We start from the raw sequence: 14,973 nt of genomic DNA on the forward strand, positions 1-14,973 counted from the left end.
GGTCTCCAGTACTTCTCGTGACCGCATTCCCGCTGGTCGCCCCCGCACTGTGTGCGGGGACAAGACGGGGACGTCCTTCCTGGTGCTCGGCCGACTCCAGGAAGGCGGACCAGACCGTGAAAGGTCCTGCACATGTACGGCCACGACCCACTGCTCATCATCCTGCTCCTGGCCCTCGCCGGCCTGGGCATCGGCTGGATCCAGCACCGCCGGCCCGCGATCGGGGAAGCGATCGACGTCGCCACCAAGGTCCTCATCACCCTCATCGGCCTGCTCATCTTCGCCAACAGCAGCACAACCGCGCAGAACACCCCCACCACCCCCGCACCTGCACCGTCCATGTCCGCGACCTCAACAGACCACGACCAGCGAACGCAAGACACGCCAGAACCCTCACAGATCAACGAAACCACCTGACCACCCCGCCCTCGACCGAGATGCACGAGGTGGTCAGGGGCGGCATGGAACTGCGGCTGATCGAGGTGACGCCCGAAGGGGCCGGCGGAGGATGGTACGCCAGGCCGCCCGAGCCGTACGGAGCCGACCCGGTCGAGACGCCATGGACGCAGGTCGGCCCCGACCGGCTCACCATCACCCGCGACGGCGTCATCGTTGGCCGAGCCGGCGGACGAGGGCCACGGCCTCGTCGGTTCTTCCCGCGCCGCAGGTGCGGAGGATGTCGGCGAGGCCGGGGTGGTCGGCTTCGAGGAGGGCCGCGGCTGCCAGGATCTCCGCAGCCCCGGCACGGGAGTTGAGCAGATCGCGCAGCATTAGGGCGAAGCGCGTGTCCGGGTCCTGGGCCGGGCCGTGGGCGGGGGGCGGGGCCGGTCGGGAAGGAGCGGGCGGGTGCGAGGTGGTGCCCAGTGAGTCCTGGCCGGGGGTTCGGCTGGCCCGGATGGCCTCCAGCGTCTCGCGTGCGGCCGCGGCCGGTACGGCGCCGGTACGGACGTCGTGGGCGAGGTGGAGCGCCGCCGAGAGGCGGGCCGCGGCGTCGGGGTTGGCGATCCGGGCGCGCTGGGCGCTCATGATGAGGCTGAGCATGGCCGGTGAGACCCCGAGGATGTCCGCGAGGCCGGACTGGGTCACCGAGAACAGGGTGCACAGGTCCCGGCAGAGTTCACCGAGCGGAGCGCCGTACCACTGGCGCTGGAGCTCTTGGTTGCGCGTCGTGGCGGTCTTGTCCATGGGTACACGCTAGCAGTTTTTACACTTGTCAAAGATTGTTTTCATATGTCAATCTCCTTCCGGAAGCTCGCCCCCCCCAATTGACGGGAAGTCATCGTGTCCTGGAAGCACACCACTTCGCTCGCCGCTGTCGCCGCCCTCGCCGCCTTCGGCCTGACCGCCTGCGGCAGCGACGACGCCCCCAAGAACTCGGACAAGCCCGCTGCCACCACCGCCGATTCGGACGCCGCCGCCTCCGGCGATACAGGCGCCTCTTCCGACGCCGGCGCCGCCGGCGTGAAGGCCCCGGATGACCTGCCCGCCGGCCTGCCGCTGCCGAAGGGGGAGCTCACCTCCGTGACGGGGGGCAAGGGCGCGTATGTCCTTACGTACCGCACGAACGACCCCAAGGCCACGCTCGACGCCTACCGGTCCGCCCTCGAAGGCGCCCAGTACACCGTGGTCGACGTCGGCGGCACGTTCACCGCGACCTCGGGCATGACCGCCGTACAGATCACCACCACCACCGACACCGTGATCCTGACGCTCGCCGGCGCCTGACGCCGTTGATCCCGTGCGCCGGTACGCTACGGCGCATGGAAGCAGGGGGGATGCTCGCCGACCGTTACCGGTTGCTCGCACCGATCGCGCGCGGCGCCCAGGGTACGGTCTGGCGAGCCGTGGACACGCGCCACGGCAAGGACGTGGCAGTCAAGGTCACTGGCGGTGCCGACGTCGAGTCGCTGCTGCGGCTGGTGTGCGAGCAATCAGTACGCATCGGGCACCCCCATGTCCTCGCCCCCGTCGACTGGTTCGTCCGCGACAGCGAGGCCTGGCTGGTGCTGCCCCTGGTCCGAGGCGGCACGCTCGCCGGACTTCTCGCGGACTATGGCGAACTACCACCCGCCGTCGGCCTGCTCCTCGCCGAACAGATCCTGGACGCGCTCGTCGCGGTGCACGCCGCCGGCCTCGTGCACCGCGACGTCAAACCCTCGAACATCCTCCTCACCGCGACCGGGGCCGCCCGCCCCCACGCCTACCTCAGCGACTTCGGTATCGCCCGCGTCCTGCCCCACCTCCAGCTCACCGCACCCGCGTACATCGCAGGCACACCCGACTACCTCGCCCCCGAGATCCGTGCCGGAGCCGACAGCTCACCCGCCCAGGACATCTACGCCGCCGGGCTCGTACTGCGCGCCCTGGGCGCCCCGCCGACACTGCTCGCCGCCATGACCGCAGAGCGGCCCGAGCACCGGCCCACCGCCGCGGCAGCCCTCGACGCGATCACCGCCGCCCGCATCGCCCACGGAACCGAACACTGGCCCCTGCAGTGGCAGGACGAGCCCTTCCTCATCGCCGACCAACTCGGCGACGCGCCCCTTACCGTCACCGACCGGTTCCCCCCACGCAGACGCCTCTGGGCAGCCCTCGGCGTCAGCGCCGCGTTGCTGGCGGGCCTCGCCACGACCGCGGCGTTGACCAGCGGCAGCCCCGACCAGCCGACCGCCCCCGCCCGCACCGTCCCCGCCGACGCCGAGCGCGGCCCCGCCGACCCGGAAGGGCCCACCGCTTTCAGCGCCTGCCCTGCGGACCAGGAGTACAGCGTCGCCTTCAGCCCCGAGGCCTACGCCCTGGTGTGCACGCACATCCCCGGCGCACGCCGCTACGCATGGCAACCGATCACTCCCGAGGACTGACCCCCGTCGCGCGGATCGCGCCGGCGGGCCATCCGCCGCCCGGCCCGCCGGTTCGTCGACCGCGGACTCCTGGTCGACCTTTACCGACCGCGCTCCGGGGGCCCGTTTCGCTCGTTGGGATGGCCGGCAGCGGCGTCCCTTGCCTTTACTGATCACCTTGGTTGCCTCCACTGCGTACAGGACGTGGAGTGGAGAAGGGAACCGTGTGCGGAGCGGACTGGTCCTGGGGGACCTGCAGGTCCAGCAGATGAGGCGGGCGGGTGGCGGACGGTCGTACACGATCGTCCGACCGGATGGGTCGGTAGAGGAGGAGGCCGATGGCTTCCTGCGCACGTACGAGGGGCGCGGTACGCAGAAGGCCTATGCGTACTGCCTGGTCGATCACATGCGGTGGCGGGCACGTGAGCAGCTGATGACGACGGCTGTTTCGCTGAGGGACTTGCTCCGGTACACGGGCGCGGTCGGAGCGCGGGTGGAGATGCCGCTCGGCGAGCCGTGGCGGATGCCGCCGAAGCGCCCGTACGGCTCGTCGGCGCTCCAGGTAGCCGCCTCCTGCGTGAAGGGCTTCTACCTACAGCAGTGCAGTCTGGGCGTGAACCCGGAGCTTCAGGCCGTCCTTGACGTGCGAGAACTGCCCACACAGGTGGACCGGGACCGAGCTCTGCTGGGGCACGTGATGACCTCCGTCGCGAGAATCCGCTGACGCCTCCGCAGGGCACTCGCCGCAGGCATCCGAAGATGCTGCCGGACGGGGCACGCCCGGAGCTGATGACGGCCGTGAACACCGCGCGGGACAAGATGGTGGTGGGCCTTGACCTCTGATCCTGAACACGGGTTATGCGTCTTCGGCCAGCGTAGTTGATGTGGTTTGGAGTGTTTGTTCGTAGGCGATGGGGCTGCGGTGTCCGAGGCGGGAGTGGCGTCGGACGGTGTTGTAGCGGTGGAGCCGGCGGAAGAGGTCCAGGCGGGCTTCGCGTTCGTCGTTCCAGGCCCTGCGACCCTGGAGGGTCTCGCGTTTGCAGGTCGCGTTGAACGACTCCGCCAGGGCGTTGTCCGCCGAGCTGCCGATGGCGCTCATGGACTGGGTCACGCCAGCCTGGCGGCAGGCGTTGGCGAAGGCCCGGCTTCAGTCAGCGGCGATCTGCTTGATCGTCGCCTCGGGCCGCGACTCGTACAGCGCGACCGCGTCCGCCTTGAACTCCGGCCGATAGTGCTTCATGACCACGACACGTCCATCTCCCAGATCCTCAAGATCCACTATCTCGAGTGTCCAAGATCAGGGGTGCAGGCCCGTGAGCTGAGCCACGAGGTACAGGCCGCGGCCTCCCTCGTCGGTCCAACGGGCCCGGCACAGCCGTGGCTGGGTGTTGCTGGGATCGGACACCTCGCAGATCAGCACATTGCCGCGGATGAGGCGTAGGACGATCGGGCCGCCCGCGTAGCGGACGGCGTTGGTGACCAGCAGTCCTGGAATCTGCTCGCGGAAGGTCTGCCGCCAGCAGCCCAGGGCCGGACAGGCCAACCGCCGTACGCGCAGGTGGACGACGACCTGGCGGCCGTCGACCGGCACGTCCCTGACCGTTCGGCGGTGATATCCGTGCACCTTCGCCGTCGGCGTCCCGCGCACCGGACACGGCAACGCCACGTCCCGGGGCCGGGCCGAGACCACCACCGCGTCGCCACTGTCCGCCACATCCTCAACGACCAGCGCCGAAAGCCGCGAAAACCCCGTCTTCGGAGGAATACGGCTCGATCATCGGCGACTCCTCCGGGAACGTGCGGCCGGGTGCCGGGCGAGTCCCCTCACCGTCAGAGCCGTCAGAGCCGTCAGTGCCGGTCCTGTGGCAGCAGGGCCGCCAGGCCGTCCAGGATGCGCTCGACGCAGAACCTGAAGCGGGCGTCGAAGTTTGGCTCGGTAAGGTCCCCGGCCAGCTCGACCAGGTTGGGGAAGACGCCGACGGGCAGAGCGCGGAAGCGGTCCCGGACCTCGGCGACGACGTCCAGGCGGCTGGCGCCGCCCGAGTGGGCAGCCGACATCGGCGACTGCTCCTGCAGCACGAAGCCCTGGACGAAGGAGCTGAGCAGGTAAGAGGCCAGGGCGGCGTGCTCATCGGAGAATCCGGCCGCGCGCAGCCGGTCCAGCTGGTCCTCGAGCAGCTGGAACTGGTGCGGACCCGGGGCGAAGCGGCCGGCGATGATCTTGACGGCATCGCGGTTGTCGTTCAGCAGTCGACGGTAGCGCCAGCAGTAGCCGCTCAGTTGGGCCCGCCAGTCGCCCTCGCGGGGCGGCGGCTCGGCCGAGGCCATGATGGCGTCGTTGAGCAGGTCGAGCAATTCCTCCTTGTTGCGGACGTGCCAGTACAGCGAGGCCGCCTTGACGCCGACCTCGGCGGCAACCTTGCGCATCGACAGCCCGGCCAGGCCGTCCCGTTCCAGTACGCGTAGTGCCGCCTGCGCGAGGGCTTCCCTGGTCACGGCGGGTGTTCCGGCATTGTTCGCCGGTGCGGCGGTGTCGTTCTCCGGCATGGCTGTGTGGACGCCTCCTAGCGGTGTCGTGCGGGATACCGGGAATCCCATTTGCAATCTAACACCGTTAGGTGCACTCTGTGACTGCCGAAAGCGCCCCTAACGCCGTTAGGGGCCTGGGAGTCAGGAGGAAATCCATGGAGGAGTTGAGTCCACGCCGCAAGCGGCTCGCGTTGCTCACGCTCTGCATCACCATGTTCATGTCCATGGTGGACAACGTCATCGTCAACAACGCCCTGCCCCGAATCGGGCAGGACCTGGACGCCGGGATCAGCGGCCTGCAATGGGTCGTCGAGGGCTACAGCCTGGTCTACGCCGCTCTGGTGCTGACCGGTGGCGCGCTCGGCGACCGCTACGGCCGCACCCGGGTGTTCCGGCTCGGCCTCGGCCTGTTCACGGTCGGCTCCGCAGCGGCCGCCCTGGCCGGGTCGATCGGCGTGCTGGTCGGTGCCCGGATGCTCCAGGGCGTCGGGGCCGCCCTGCTCACCCCCGGCAGTCTCACCCTGCTGCGGCACGTCTTCACCGACGAGCGCGAGCGCGCCAAGGCGATCGGCACCTGGTCCGGGGTCTCCGCGCTCGGTCTGTCGGTCGGCCCGGTGCTCGGCGGCCCGATGGTCGAACACCTCGGCTGGGCCAGTGTGTTCTGGATCAACGTGCCGATCGGCGTGGCCGGACTGCTGCTGGCCGCCCGCGTCCTGCCGGACATCGCCGCGCGACCGCGCCGGATCGACCTGACCGGCCTCGCGCTGTCCGCCGCTGGCCTGGCCCTGCTGGTCTACGCGCTGATCGAGGGCCCGTCCCGGGGCTGGGCCGACACCCGGGTGCTGGGCTGCGGAGCCGTGGCCGCTGTGCTGCTGGTCGCCTTCCTGCTGCTCGAACTGCGTCTCGCCGAGCCGATGCTGGAGCTGAGGCTGTTCCGTGACGGCCCGCTCGTTGGCGCGATGCTCAGCGGGTTCATGGTCAGTTTCGGGATGTTCGGCGCATCGTTCTTCCTGCCGCTGATGATGCAGGGCGTGCTCGGCTGGTCCCCGGCCGCCGCAGGCTACGCGGGGCTGCCGATGACCGCGATGCTGGTGATCGCCGCACCACTGGCCGGCCGGCTGACCGCCGTGTACGGTCCGCGGCTGCCGCTGGTGTTCGGCCTGGCACTGTGCGCGGTGGGCCTTGGGGGCCTGTCGCTGTACGGCGACAACGCCCACTACCTGGCCTACGTGTGGACGCTGTTCGCGATGGGCCTGGGGATGGGCATGACCTTCACCCCGGTGTCGATCGGAGTGATGCAGCGGGTCTCCCCGGCGCAGATGGGGATGGCCTCGGCAACCATCAACACCCTGCGCGAGCTCGGCGGCGTACTCGGGATCGCCGTGCTCGGCGCCGTCCTGACCAACCGGATGAGCGACTCGCTGACCTCCGCCCTGCGCGGCCTCGGTGTCCCGCCGGAGGCTCTCGGCTCGATCGCGGACGCCCCGGCCGGCGCGTCCTACGGGTCCGCCGGTACGGTGCCCGCGCTGCCCGGGCCGGTCCAGGCGGCGGTGGACGGCGCCTTCCTCGACGGCATACACGTCGCCGTGCTCAGCGGCGCGGGCGCGCTCGCCGCCACCGCCGTCCTGGTCGCCGTGCTGCTCGGCCGCGCCCGGCCGCTCACCCCGGCCGGCTCCTCCGGCCAGCCGCAGCCGAAGGAACTGACCGAGGCCCGCTCCGCCTGAGCCTGACACAGTCGGAGATCTTGATGGTTACGGCCAGCTTCGACTCGGTCGCCGACTGATGTTCCTCGGCGAGGCGATGACCACGGCTGGCTCCGGTGGCTTCGCGCTCGCGCACCTGGCCGGCGCCAGCATCAGGAGATCGCCTCGATGGCAACTGCCCCGGGTCTGCCAGGAGTGGGATGGGATTCACGATGGCACCGTTCTTCAACGGCCAAGGGCAGTGACCGAGACGCTCCGCCGGACACACGGGATGGTGGTTGCTGGCCACCGCGAACGGACGCAGGCCGTATCGACACACCCGGAGATCAGCGCACAGCGCAGGCGCCCGCGCCGTTCACTTCCATCCCGCAGCCAGGCAGCAGAACGAACAATGCAGCCACACAGCAACTCACCGAGGTATGGCATACATGACAGTAAGAACATATAGAGCTCAGGTGACAGGCCGGTTCGATGAGCTCGAACAGCCGCTCCGCACACGACTGCTCGACGAGCAGCACGAACATGACCTGCAGTTCGCGGCCTTCACCGAGGACGGAACCTTCACGTATACACCGACCCTGACCAGATTCACGTTCCGCTGTCGCATCGAAGTCGACGCGGACACCGCTGTCGAGGCCGACGACCTCGCCGCAGTGGAGGCCGAAGTCATGGCAATCGACTATCTGACATCCGAGAAGATCCCGTTCAAGCACCTGAGAACCACCACGACCTGCTTGGACGACGTAAAGATCAAACGCCCCCATCCGCAAGGGCGCCGCGACCAACACCACGTTCACGAGGACTGACCATGCCCATCGCCGACGTCCCTTCCGGGGCTTCCATCGCCTACGACACCTTCGGCGAGACTGCCGATCCGCCCGTCCTGCTGGTCATGGGCTTCGGAGCCCAGATGATCTCCTGGCACGAGGATTTCTGTCACATGCTCGCCGCGCGAGGGCGCTACGTGATCCGCTACGACAACCGCGACAGCGGCCTGTCCACCAAGTTCGACGCCCATCCGGTCGACATGACGCGGTTCATCGAGGCAGTGAGCGCCGGCGAAATCCCCGCTGCTCAAGCGATGATCCCCTACACGCTGCAGGACATGGCCGACGACGGCCTGGGCCTGCTCACCGCCATGGGGATCACTCGCGCCCACATTTTCGGCTCGTCGATGGGCGGGATGATCGCTCAGACCATGGCGATCACCCACCCTGAGCGGTGCCTCACCCTGACCTCGATGATGTCCTCCACCGGCGAGTCCGAATACGGACAACCCAGTCCCGCAGCCCAGCAGGTGCTGTTCAGCCCCAAGCCCGCAGACCGTGCCGGATACATCAACGCATCCGAGAAAGAAGCCATCTGGGCATCCCGGCGTTACACCCATATCGACGGCATCCGAGAACTCGCCGCCCGTAGCTACGACCGCGCGTACTACCCAGCGGGCACAGGCCGTCAGCTCGGAGCGATGATCCTCGGAGGATCGCGCGCCGAAGCACTTACCTCCCTCACCGTTCCGACCCTCGTGATCCACGGCCTCGACGACACCCTCATCGACCCGAGCGGAGGGAAGCGAACAGCCGAACTCGTGCCCGGCGCGGAACTGATCCTGCTCGCCGACATGGGCCACGACCGACCACGAGAACTCTGGCCCGCAATCATCGACGCCGTGGCTGCTCACACGACGCGCACGTGAGCAAGACATGCTCAGCGAAGCAGCACGCCGCGAGACCGGAGACAGTGCGCTCGGTCTGTAGTGCCCAACGATTGCCGACGTCGGGCGACGCCTTCCGCTGCTCGGTCCCTGATCCTCACCCGGCCCGCATCCGCCTCCTCCACGGCAACGCCAAGGACCGGGTGACGATCGGGGTACCGCGCTTCGGCTCCAACGCCCGCCGTGCAGCCCGATGCGGGGCCAAGGGTCCTCGCCGCCCCGAAAGGGGCCGACTCAACCACACCGTCACACCGGCGCTAGCGGACTTCGGAGGTCACCACGCCGCGGTGGCAACAGCGATGGCGAACAACCGCCCGGCCGCCGTCACCGGCAGCAACGAAGAGACCGGGCGGGTGTGGGACCTGGCCACCGGCCAACCCGTCGGTTAACAACCAAATCCATGCCGCGGCGGCTCGCTGGACCGCGTGTCGCCCGCCAGGAGGAATCGAGCATGTCAACAGCCACCCAGGCCTTCCGCACATACGTCGAAGAGAACCTCGCCGCGTTAGCGAGCGACTCTGGGCGCGAAATCCTTTTGCACCAGGAGCGCTGGGTCACCGCAGGTGAGTTCCGCGATCTCGTCTACCGGATGGCACGGGCGCTGCGCGCCCAGGGCGTCGACCGTTCAGACACCGTCACGCTGCTGTGCGGCAACCTGCCGGAGACGATCGCGGCGCGCTATGCGGCCAACCTGATCGGCTGCAGGGTCAATCACCTTTACAACAAGCTCTCGGCCGAGTCCCAGGCCGCCATAGTCCGCGACGTCGAGACCCGTGCCCTGATCGTCGATCCCCGTTACCTGCAACGGGCCAAGGAGATAACCGAGTCGGCCCCGGTTCCGACCGTTCTCGCGCTCGGCCCCACGCAAGTGGGCGCGGACCTGCTGGAACTGGCGGCCGAGCACTCCCCCAAGCCGCTGCAGAGCCGGGCGCGGCCGCACGATGTGTGCACCATCCGCCACACGGGCGGCACCACCGGCCACCCCAAGGGCATCTGCACCACTTATGAGCAGGTGCGGCCGTTCTCGGCCGACTCCGCGGAGGAGGCGCCCCGGCTGCTGGTGTCCACCACCCTCGCCCACACCGCCGGAATGATCACTGACGCCGTTCTCCGGGCCGGCGGCCGCGTCGTCCTGCTCGACGAGTTCGATCCTGCCGACGTTCTCCGTGCCATCGAACAACAGCGCATCAGTCACCTCTTCCTTCTGCCGCCCCTGCTCTACCAGCTGATGGACCACCCGGATTCGGACGTCCGTGACACCTCCACGCTGCGCAGCATCGCGTACGGGGGCTGCCCGTCCTCGCCCGCCCGCATAGCCGACGCCATACGGCGCTTCGGTCCTGTACTGCTCCAGTTCTACGGCCAGAACGAGGCGGGTGGAATCAGTGCGCTGTTGCCCGAGGACCACGATCCGGGGCGGCCGGACCGGCTGCGCTCGGCGGGAAAGGTGTTGCCCGGGGTTGAGGTGGCGATCCGTGACGAGGCCGGGCATGACCTGCCGACGGGCGAGCACGGCGAGATCTGCGTTCGCTCCGCCACGCTCATGAAGGAGTACTGGAAGCAGCCCGAGCTGACTGCCGAGGTGCTTCGGGACGGCTGGGTGCACACCGGCGACATCGGATTCCTCGACGCCGAGGGCTACTTGACGGTCGTCGACCGGCTCAAGGACGTGATCGTTGTGGTCGGCGGCCATGTGTACACCACCGAGCTGGAGAACACGCTCAACTCGCACCCGCACGTCCTGCAGAGCGCCGTCTTCGGTGTCCGTGACGCCGATCGCATGGAGCGAGTGCACGCCGCCGTCGTCCCCGTTCCCGGCAGCGGAATCGACGAACAGCAGCTGCGTAACCTGGTCCGCGACCAGCGCGGCGCGATGTACGAACCGGCTGCCATCAACTTCGTCGACGCACTGCCCCTGACCGATGCCGGTAAGCCGGACAAAAAGCAGCTGCGGCAGCGGGCCGAGCATGAACTCGGTGCGTCCTACTGAGGTTTTCGGTTTGTTGTCGGGGAGTGATGGTTCGTGATCCCTGTGGTATGCCGGTGGGGTGAGGTATCCGGAGGGTGGGGGGCCTGACCGCTGAGCGTCGGGCGTTTCGTGAGGCGATCCGGCTTCAGGCCGGCGAGAGGTTCGCGGCGGGTGAAGACCGCGGCAATTACGAGGGACCTGCGGGCGAGTGTGCGGTCCGTGGAACGCGGGCGGCGTGCCTGGCGCGAGGGCGGACTGGGGGGGCCTGCGCTCTGCAGGTCCGGCGAACTCCCCGACCGTCAGCCATTCCCGGTTCGCCGTACTCGAGGAAGAACTCGGTAAAGGACCTGCAGCTCACGGCTTCGAAGACGAACGCTGGACTCTGGCCCGGGTCCAAGCGGTGATCCGTCGGCGGCTGCGGGTGAGCCTGTCGGTGGCGACGGTGTGGCGGCTGCTCGAACGGCACGGCTGGTCCTGGCAGGCACCGGCCCGCAGAGCACTCGAGCGTGACGAGCAGGTGGTGGAGCTGCGGAAGAAGGAGGTGTGGCCGCGGGTAAAAGCCTCGCGGCGGCATGTGGCGCTTGGATCGCCTTCGCGGACGAAACCGGCTTCTCGATGACGTCGCCCCGGGCCCGCACCATCAGATCCTCGGACGTACGCAACCGGTCGAGCTGGTCCGGATACTGGAGAAGGGTGAACGTACCCAGGGAGATCATGTTCGCGGTCGTCTCGTGGCCCGCCACCAGCAGGATCTCTGACAACTGGACCAGTTCCTCGCGGTTGATGGCTCCGCTGTCGAGCTGCTGGGCGATGAGCTCGTCGAGCAGGCCCTCACCCGGCTCGGCCCGCTTGCGCGCGATCAGTGTCCGGAAGTACTCGTCGAGTGCGGCCCGTGCGCCCTCGACGTCGGCGGCATCCGGGCCGCGCAGCAGCCTGCGCGACTGAGCCTCGAAGAACTCATGGTCGGCGTACGGCACGCCGAGAAGCGAACGGATCACCATGGAGGGAACGGGCAGCGCGAAGGCACTCACCAGATCGGCGGGCGGCCACTGCTCGATCACGGCGTCCAGCAACCGGTCCACGGTCTCCTGGATCCTCGGTCGCAATGCCGCGGTCCGCTTCACGGAGAAGCTCGGGATCAGCATCCGGCGCCGCTCGTTGCACTCGGGATCGTCGACGCCGAGCAGTTCGACGCGACGCTTCGTACTCCGGGCCAATCGCTCCGTGACCATCGGGAACACGGGGTTCTCCCGGTTCGACGACAGCTGCGGGTCCACCCGCAGCGCACGCGCCTCGGCATGCCCGGTCACCGGCCACACCTGGCGGCCGTCGAAGAGTCTGACCAGGGACAACGGCCGGTGCCCGTCGCCCTTGGACCGGTGCTCGGTTGGCGGGTGGTACGGACAGATGCGGTCCTGGGGGAAGGGAGTAATTGTCAAGAGTTGTGGACTGCGTGTGGTGCGATCTCCTGAGTGGCCTCGGTTTCCAGCGGCTCCGATCCGAGTCAGGCCAGCCGATCATTCCTCGCCGCGGCTGCTCCGCGATGCCTATCGTGACTCGGTGAAGAACTCTGCGATGTCGCCGGCGAGCATGTCCGGCACTTCGGCAGCCGCGAAGTGCCCCCCGCGTGGGAAGACCGTCCAGCGCCGCACCTGGTAGAGCCGCTCGTACCAAGAGCGCGGTGGTTCTCCTTCGGGCACGAGCTCGTTGGCGAACACTGCCATCGCGGTCGGTACCCGCACCAGATCATCTGGCCCGAGTGCCGTGCCGTGCCAGCGGTTGTCGTAATAGTCGCGCATCGACGAGGTAATGGAGTTCGAAGCCCACCAGATGGTCAGCATGGTGAGGAGCGCGTCACGGCCGAACGTGGCGTCGAGGTCGCCGCCACTGTCCGACCAAGAGCGCCACTTGTCCAGCACCCAGGCGGCGAGGCCCGCGGGAGAGTCGTTCAGCCCGTATCCCAGCGTTTGCGGCCGGGTGGACTGCACTGCGCTGTACCCACGCTCGGTCTCGTCCCAGCGGGCAGTGTGGTCGACGTACGCCAGCTCTGCAAGGGACAGCGGCGGCGCATCCGGTCCGGTGTACGGCGACATCTCTGCCGTGCTCAGGTGGATGCCGATCACCCGGTCGGGCTGGGACAGCGCCATGTGGGTGGCGATCCCGGCGCCGAAGTCGCCGCCGCAGGCACCGTACCGCTCGTACCCGAGCCCTTGCATGAGCCGATGCCACAGGCCGGCGACGAACTCCCGGTCGACGCCCACGCGGGGTGGGCGCTGCGAGAAGGCGTAACCGGGCAGTGACGGCACTACCAGGTCGAACCGGTCGCTGAGGCGGTCGACCAGGTCGAGCATCTCCACGAACGTGCTGGGCCAGCCGTGCGTCAGGACCAGCGGGATCCCGCCGCCGGGTGCGCGATGATGCACGAAGTGAATGCGTACGCCGTCAATCTCGGCCATGCGGTGCTCGTAGCGGTTGAGTGCACGTTCTTGTGCCCGCCAGTCGAAACCGTCGGCCCAGTAGGCGAGCAGGTCCTGCAGGTACTCCCGGTCGACGCCCTGGCTCCAAGGCTCTCCGGGCGCCCCATCCGGCCAGCGCGTGCGCAGGATCCGATCGCGCAGATCGTCCAGGACCGCATCGGAAACGACGACCGTGTAAGGCTCAACGTGCATACACCGATGATAGGGACCCCACCGAACCGCCCTCTCGAGCGTTCGTGTCCCGCGCTACCGATCCGGTGATGCGCGGTCAGGCGGCAGCGCTCTTCTCGCGCTCGACGAGGACGCCGTTCTCGAACCTGGTGCCGGCTCGGACGAGGGCGACGAGGTGAGGTGCGGTGATCGCGCGCCAGCGTGTCTGGGCGGACTCGACGAGTTTGAAGACCATGGCGAGGGCGGCGGCCGGGCTGCCGGCGCCGCGGGTGACCTTGGTCCGGAGCTTGACGGTGGAGAACGTCGACTCGATCGGGTTCGTGGTCCGCAGGTGGATCCAGTGCTCGGCCGGGAAGTCGTAGAACGCCAGCAGCTCGTCCACCTCGCCGGTGAGCTTCTTCACCGCGTTCGGCCACTTCGCCCCGTACGTCCTCTCGAACGCGGCGATCGACTTCTCTGCGTGCGCACGGTCCTCGGCGTTGTAGATCTCCTGCAGGGCCTTCTTCGCGCCGGGCTGCGCGGACTTCGGCAGCGCGTTCGTCACGTTGCGGGTTTTGTGAACCCAGCACCTCTGGTGCCTGGCCTGCGGAAATACCTCGGCCAGAGCTCGCCACAGGCCCATCGCTCCGTCGCCGACAACGAGCATCGGGTCGCGCATGCCGCGCCGGCGGCAGTCCCGCAGCAGGTCCGCCCAGGACTCGGTGGACTCCCGCAGCCCCTCGGCGACCGCGATCAGTTCTTTGCTCTCGTCCACGCGGACGCCCATCAAGACCAGCAGGCAGGAACGCGTCTGGGACAGGCGGATCTTGGGGTGGATGCCGTCGGCCCAGACATAGACGTAATCGGATTCCGCCAGGTCACGGCGCTGGAAGGCGGCATGCTCCGCGGTCCACTGCTTCGTCAGCCGGGTCACCGTCGCCGACGACAGACCGGCCGCGCTGCCCAGGAACTGCTCGAGGGCGGGCACGAAGTCGCCCGAGGACAGGCCGTGGAGGTAGAGCAGCGGCAGGACCTCGCTTACCTTGGGCGACTTCCGGCACCAAGGCGCCAGGATCTTCGAGGAGAACCGCTCGCGCTCACCGGTCGCTTCGTCGATCCGCTTGTCGTTCACGCGTGGCGCCGACACCTCGATGGGCCCGGCGGCCGTGATCACTGTCCTCGGCCGGTGTCGGCCGTTGCGGACCACCAGCCGACGGCCGGCCTCGTCGCGCCGCCCGGCGAGCTCGGCTATGTACTGCTCAACCTCGGCTTCCAGTGCGGCGGCCAGCATCCGCCGAGCGCCCTCCCGGACGATCTCATCGATCAGGGAACCAGTCTCGGTCGTGCCGTCTTCATTGACTACGCTGAGCACAGGCGTGCCTTCCCAGCCCGCGTTCGCAGCGCGGGCCTACTCGGTGACCTTGAGTCGATCACCCGGGAAGGTACGCCCTCCGCATCCCACGAGGCACCCCGTCCCCGGGCCGATCCACAGGTTCTGAGCATTGCTCGGGGGAAGGAGATGGTTTCGGTATCTGCCATAGCGGGCCTCGCAAACAGGATGGAGGGAGTCCTACCGATCCCCCTCCACTAG

15 protein-coding genes and 1 pseudogene are annotated in these 14,973 nt (G+C 68.5%); 9 read left to right on the forward strand and 7 right to left on the reverse strand.

The window, feature by feature from the left end:
- The first annotated feature begins 132 nt into the window (after positions 1 to 132).
- On the forward strand, positions 133 to 417 hold the full coding sequence (locus tag WA762_RS32870) for a hypothetical protein (RefSeq protein ID WP_335940996.1): 285 nt from the start codon (positions 133 to 135) through the stop codon (positions 415 to 417).
- Between the two features lie 189 nt (positions 418 to 606).
- On the opposite strand, the gene WA762_RS32875 is transcribed toward WA762_RS32870, so the two are convergent.
- On the reverse strand, positions 607 to 1,185 hold the full coding sequence (locus tag WA762_RS32875; RefSeq protein WP_335940998.1) for a DNA-binding protein: 579 nt from the start codon (positions 1,183 to 1,185) through the stop codon (positions 607 to 609).
- Positions 1,186 to 1,281: 96 nt separating this feature from the next.
- On the opposite strand from WA762_RS32875, the gene WA762_RS32880 reads away from it, so the two are divergent.
- The 3 genes from WA762_RS32880 (at position 1,282) to WA762_RS32890 (ending at position 3,564) form a co-directional block, all read left to right on the forward strand.
- The gene (locus tag WA762_RS32880; RefSeq protein WP_335941000.1) at positions 1,282 to 1,725 is read left to right on the forward strand and encodes a hypothetical protein; all 444 of its coding nucleotides are present in this window, start codon (positions 1,282 to 1,284) and stop codon (positions 1,723 to 1,725) included.
- A 35-nt stretch (positions 1,726 to 1,760) separates the two neighbouring features.
- A complete protein-coding gene (locus tag WA762_RS32885; protein WP_335941001.1) occupies positions 1,761 to 2,861 on the forward strand; it encodes a serine/threonine-protein kinase in 1,101 nt (366 codons plus the stop codon).
- A gap of 205 nt (positions 2,862 to 3,066) precedes the next feature.
- Positions 3,067 to 3,564, forward strand: a complete 498-nt coding sequence (locus WA762_RS32890; RefSeq protein WP_335941002.1) for a hypothetical protein — start codon at positions 3,067 to 3,069, stop codon at positions 3,562 to 3,564.
- Positions 3,565 to 3,696: 132 nt separating this feature from the next.
- Here WA762_RS32890 and WA762_RS32895 read toward each other — a convergent pair whose 3' ends face one another.
- The 3 genes from WA762_RS32895 to WA762_RS32910 all read right to left on the reverse strand — a co-directional run bounded on the left by WA762_RS32895 (position 3,697) and on the right by WA762_RS32910 (position 5,387).
- A complete protein-coding gene (locus WA762_RS32895; protein ID WP_443080735.1) occupies positions 3,697 to 3,951 on the reverse strand; it encodes an integrase core domain-containing protein in 255 nt (84 codons plus the stop codon).
- Between the two features lie 186 nt (positions 3,952 to 4,137).
- Complete coding sequence (locus tag WA762_RS35845) at positions 4,138 to 4,605, reverse strand: ATP-binding protein (RefSeq protein WP_443080737.1); 468 nt, start codon at positions 4,603 to 4,605, stop codon at positions 4,138 to 4,140.
- Positions 4,606 to 4,688: 83 nt separating this feature from the next.
- Positions 4,689 to 5,387 (reverse strand): TetR/AcrR family transcriptional regulator, encoded by a 699-nt coding sequence (locus tag WA762_RS32910; protein WP_335941004.1) that lies wholly within the window; start codon positions 5,385 to 5,387, stop codon positions 4,689 to 4,691.
- 137 nt (positions 5,388 to 5,524) lie between these two features.
- On the opposite strand from WA762_RS32910, the gene WA762_RS32915 reads away from it, so the two are divergent.
- The 5 genes from WA762_RS32915 (at position 5,525) to WA762_RS32935 (ending at position 11,374) form a co-directional block, all read left to right on the forward strand.
- On the forward strand, positions 5,525 to 7,093 hold the full coding sequence (locus tag WA762_RS32915; RefSeq protein WP_335941005.1) for an MFS transporter: 1,569 nt from the start codon (positions 5,525 to 5,527) through the stop codon (positions 7,091 to 7,093).
- A gap of 407 nt (positions 7,094 to 7,500) precedes the next feature.
- Complete coding sequence (locus tag WA762_RS32920) at positions 7,501 to 7,878, forward strand: DUF6204 family protein (protein ID WP_472911613.1); 378 nt, start codon at positions 7,501 to 7,503, stop codon at positions 7,876 to 7,878.
- A 2-nt stretch (positions 7,879 to 7,880) separates the two neighbouring features.
- On the forward strand, positions 7,881 to 8,768 hold the full coding sequence (locus WA762_RS32925) for an alpha/beta fold hydrolase (RefSeq protein WP_335941008.1): 888 nt from the start codon (positions 7,881 to 7,883) through the stop codon (positions 8,766 to 8,768).
- Between the two features lie 469 nt (positions 8,769 to 9,237).
- On the forward strand, positions 9,238 to 10,776 hold the full coding sequence (locus WA762_RS32930) for an AMP-binding protein (protein ID WP_335941010.1): 1,539 nt from the start codon (positions 9,238 to 9,240) through the stop codon (positions 10,774 to 10,776).
- A gap of 400 nt (positions 10,777 to 11,176) precedes the next feature.
- Positions 11,177 to 11,374, forward strand: a complete 198-nt coding sequence (locus WA762_RS32935; protein ID WP_335941018.1) for a helix-turn-helix domain-containing protein — start codon at positions 11,177 to 11,179, stop codon at positions 11,372 to 11,374.
- A 39-nt stretch (positions 11,375 to 11,413) separates the two neighbouring features.
- Here WA762_RS32935 and WA762_RS32940 read toward each other — a convergent pair.
- The 3 genes and pseudogenes from WA762_RS32940 to WA762_RS32950 all read right to left on the reverse strand — a co-directional run.
- Positions 11,414 to 12,194, reverse strand: a pseudogene (locus WA762_RS32940) (cytochrome P450); the annotation flags it as partial.
- Positions 12,195 to 12,302: 108 nt separating this feature from the next.
- A complete protein-coding gene (locus tag WA762_RS32945; protein WP_335941012.1) occupies positions 12,303 to 13,424 on the reverse strand; it encodes an epoxide hydrolase family protein in 1,122 nt (373 codons plus the stop codon).
- Between the two features lie 76 nt (positions 13,425 to 13,500).
- Positions 13,501 to 14,754, reverse strand: coding sequence for an IS256 family transposase (locus WA762_RS32950; RefSeq protein ID WP_335941014.1), 1,254 nt, complete (start codon positions 14,752 to 14,754; stop codon positions 13,501 to 13,503).
- Between the last annotated feature and the right edge of the window lie 219 nt (positions 14,755 to 14,973).

The sequence above is a fragment of the Streptomyces tyrfis genome, assembly GCF_037034285.1.
Taxonomy (GTDB): Bacteria; Actinomycetota; Actinomycetes; order Streptomycetales; family Streptomycetaceae; genus Streptomyces.

What these genes read in the sequence shown, in the direction of transcription:
- WA762_RS32870 (WP_335940996.1), top strand. Translation starts at nt 133, where the DNA reads ATGTACGGCCACGACCCACTGCTCATCATCCTGCTCCTGGCCCTCGCC.
- WA762_RS32875 (WP_335940998.1), bottom strand. Translation starts at nt 1,185, where the DNA reads ATGGACAAGACCGCCACGACGCGCAACCAAGAGCTCCAGCGCCAGTGG.
- WA762_RS32885 (WP_335941001.1), top strand. Translation starts at nt 1,761, where the DNA reads ATGGAAGCAGGGGGGATGCTCGCCGACCGTTACCGGTTGCTCGCACCG.
- WA762_RS32910 (WP_335941004.1), bottom strand. Translation starts at nt 5,387, where the DNA reads ATGCCGGAGAACGACACCGCCGCACCGGCGAACAATGCCGGAACACCC.
- WA762_RS32915 (WP_335941005.1), top strand. Translation starts at nt 5,525, where the DNA reads ATGGAGGAGTTGAGTCCACGCCGCAAGCGGCTCGCGTTGCTCACGCTC.
- WA762_RS32920 (WP_472911613.1), top strand. Translation starts at nt 7,501, where the DNA reads ATGACAGTAAGAACATATAGAGCTCAGGTGACAGGCCGGTTCGATGAG.
- WA762_RS32925 (WP_335941008.1), top strand. Translation starts at nt 7,881, where the DNA reads ATGCCCATCGCCGACGTCCCTTCCGGGGCTTCCATCGCCTACGACACC.
- WA762_RS32930 (WP_335941010.1), top strand. Translation starts at nt 9,238, where the DNA reads ATGTCAACAGCCACCCAGGCCTTCCGCACATACGTCGAAGAGAACCTC.
- WA762_RS32945 (WP_335941012.1), bottom strand. Translation starts at nt 13,424, where the DNA reads ATGCACGTTGAGCCTTACACGGTCGTCGTTTCCGATGCGGTCCTGGAC.